The sequence below is a fragment of the Bacteroidota bacterium genome (assembly GCA_018831055.1).
GTDB lineage: Bacteria > Bacteroidota > Bacteroidia > Bacteroidales > B18-G4 > M55B132.
This window is the reverse complement of record JAHJRE010000248.1, coordinates 1-2,446: the sequence shown is the minus strand read 5'-3', so window position 1 is coordinate 2,446 and position 2,446 is coordinate 1. Positions and strand designations below refer to the sequence as shown.

The window sequence follows — 2,446 nt, the reverse complement described above, 5'->3', positions numbered from 1 at the left end:
GCCAGCCAGGCACTGCGGAATGGGGCTACCTACATCAACTTCTTCGACGGCGAAAACACCAACGGAGGGGAGAGTTCACCCTATAACAGGCCTGACCGGTATAAGATGATGCTCAATATCGCCCGGCAGATGAAAAATATGAATCAAATTAAAATACCTAACGACCCGGATACGGCTATTTTCTTCTCCTCGGACTCGCATTCAAGCCAGGGCAATCAAGCAACCGCGGATGAGGTCTATACCGCCTATTCCTTGTTAGGGGAAAAGATCGGTTCCTGGTTTGATTTCATTTCTGACACACAGATAGAAAGAGGGATAAAGAATTTAGATAAGTATAAGGTTCTCTATATTCCGTACGGGGAGTACCAGCGGAATTCAATCATAGACAAAATAGAAGAATACGTTAAAAAAGGAGGCATAGTTATCGCCGGCGACCCTCGCATCTTCAGTTGGGATATAAATGGAGACGACCTCTCCAAGCGTAGAGAGCAAATATTCGGGATAAGTCTAAAGTCGAAGAGCGAGGCGAAGGAAATAAAAATAACTGATGCCTCAGGCTATTCGGGAATAAAGAAAGATATGGTATTACCTATTTTCAAGAGACAGATTTTTGAGATACAACAAGAAGGGCTGAAAGTAAAAACAACAGATAATGCTTACCATATTACCGTTACGGATAAAAAGGCGAAAATAATCGCCGCCTATCCTGATGGTGAGCCGGCCAGCGTGGAGAGAAATTACGGTAAAGGCCGGGCTATCTATTTTGCCGCTAATCCCTTTACGCCTGAATCTATATTAGGGGAGTCAGCGTGGTCACAGTTTTTCTTAAGTATTCAGAAAAATGTCGGAGCAAAGACAAACAGGGATATCTGGCGGTTCTTATTACCGATAGAAAATGAATTTCCTCCTTTGGTAGCAAAAGAGAAAAAGATGATTGAAGTAAAAAAGGTTGTCCAGCCCATTCTTATTGACGGAAAATTGGATGACCCGGCCTGGAAGGATGTGGGCAACCCCATTCGTTTGGTAGAATATACCGCATTAGACTCGCCGCTGTATGCCACCCAGGTATATCTGGGATGGGACCCCCAGTATCTCTATATCGCCTTCCGTTGCCAGGAGCCGGAAATAAATAGGATGCTGAATATAATCACAGAACAAGATGATATCAATATCTGGCAGGAGTCAAGCGTTGAGATATTTTTGGATCCTCAGTGTAATGGGGACTACTACCAGTTTCTCGTCAGCGCTAAGGGGGTAGTAGCTGACCAGTTCCGTTTGGAAGGAACGAAAAAATGGAACAGCGGTATCAGGGCCGCGACTTCTATCGGGAAAGACTGCTGGATAGTGGAGGCCGCCATACCCATCAAAGATGTTTTTGAACGCAAACTAATAGATGGTGTAGTATGGACCGGCACACTAAAAGATGGCGTAACATGGAACGCTAATTTTGTCCGGAACCGCCATTTGAAGGGAGAGACTGCAAAAGACGTGGAACTGTCTACCTGGTCAGTCCGCCTCTCATTCCATCAGCCGGACCAGTTTGGGTCATTAGTATTTCGGGAATGAGGAATTTTATGAATCTTAAGAATAAATACCTTTCACTCTCTTTTGATGAGAAAACCGGCGCCTTGCGAAGCATCAAAAACAATCAAACCGGAGATGAATACCTCAAACTTCCGGAACAGGGAGGAAACCCATTTTGCATCTGTCTGCAGCCTGATTCTGACCCCTATAATGCGGAACGTACTTCTGTCCACAACTATTTCTATCCGTTTCGCAAAGACCCTCGTCTCTGCTGCAAAGAAGTTTTGGACCCCAAAAAAGGTAAACTGGAAAACGCTAAAATAAGAGAAGACGCTAACGAAACGAATCTAACGCTCCATATTGTTTATGCACCGGGGATAATGGTCTCCGTAGAAGTTGCTCTCAGGGAAGATTTTACGCGTTGGCAGATTTCAGTTACTAACCGAACCCAAAAAGACCTGCAGGTTGTAACTATTTTCCCCTACTTTTCCGGCTTATGCTTGGGTGAAGACATCCGCAAAAACCGGGGTATTCTTCCCTGGGAAGCCGGAAAAACAAACTGGGCATTGGAAGACGCCGGGGGTGTTTATGGTTGTTCCTATGGTTGCAGTATGCCTGTTCAAGGCATCTTTGACCCGGAGACAAGACAGGGCTTTGGTTTATTCGTAGAAGATAAGCAATGTACCAATAAACTTGTCCAGCGCGACAAAAGTGCTTTAAGGGTGACCTACTACCCGGTTGACACGATTCCCCCCGGCACAACTAAAAAATACCCGACGACCAGTGTGCTGGTTTATAACGGTGACTGGAGATACCTGGCAAAACAATACCGAAAATGGTTTGATAAAGCCTTTAAAAAAGTTGTAGTTCCCCAATGGTTTACTGACATTGACCGCTACGGCGGCGGCATAAAATGCTGGCT

2 protein-coding genes are annotated in these 2,446 nt (G+C 45.1%); both read left to right on the top strand.

The features are described 5' to 3' along the window. Positions 1-1,566, top strand: a 1,566-nt coding sequence (locus tag KKA81_16080; protein ID MBU2652445.1) for a hypothetical protein, incomplete at its 5' end; no start/stop codon positions are given. A gap of 8 nt (positions 1,567-1,574) precedes the next feature. Next, positions 1,575-2,446, top strand: an 872-nt coding sequence (locus KKA81_16075; GenBank protein ID MBU2652444.1) for a hypothetical protein, incomplete at its 3' end; no start/stop codon positions are given.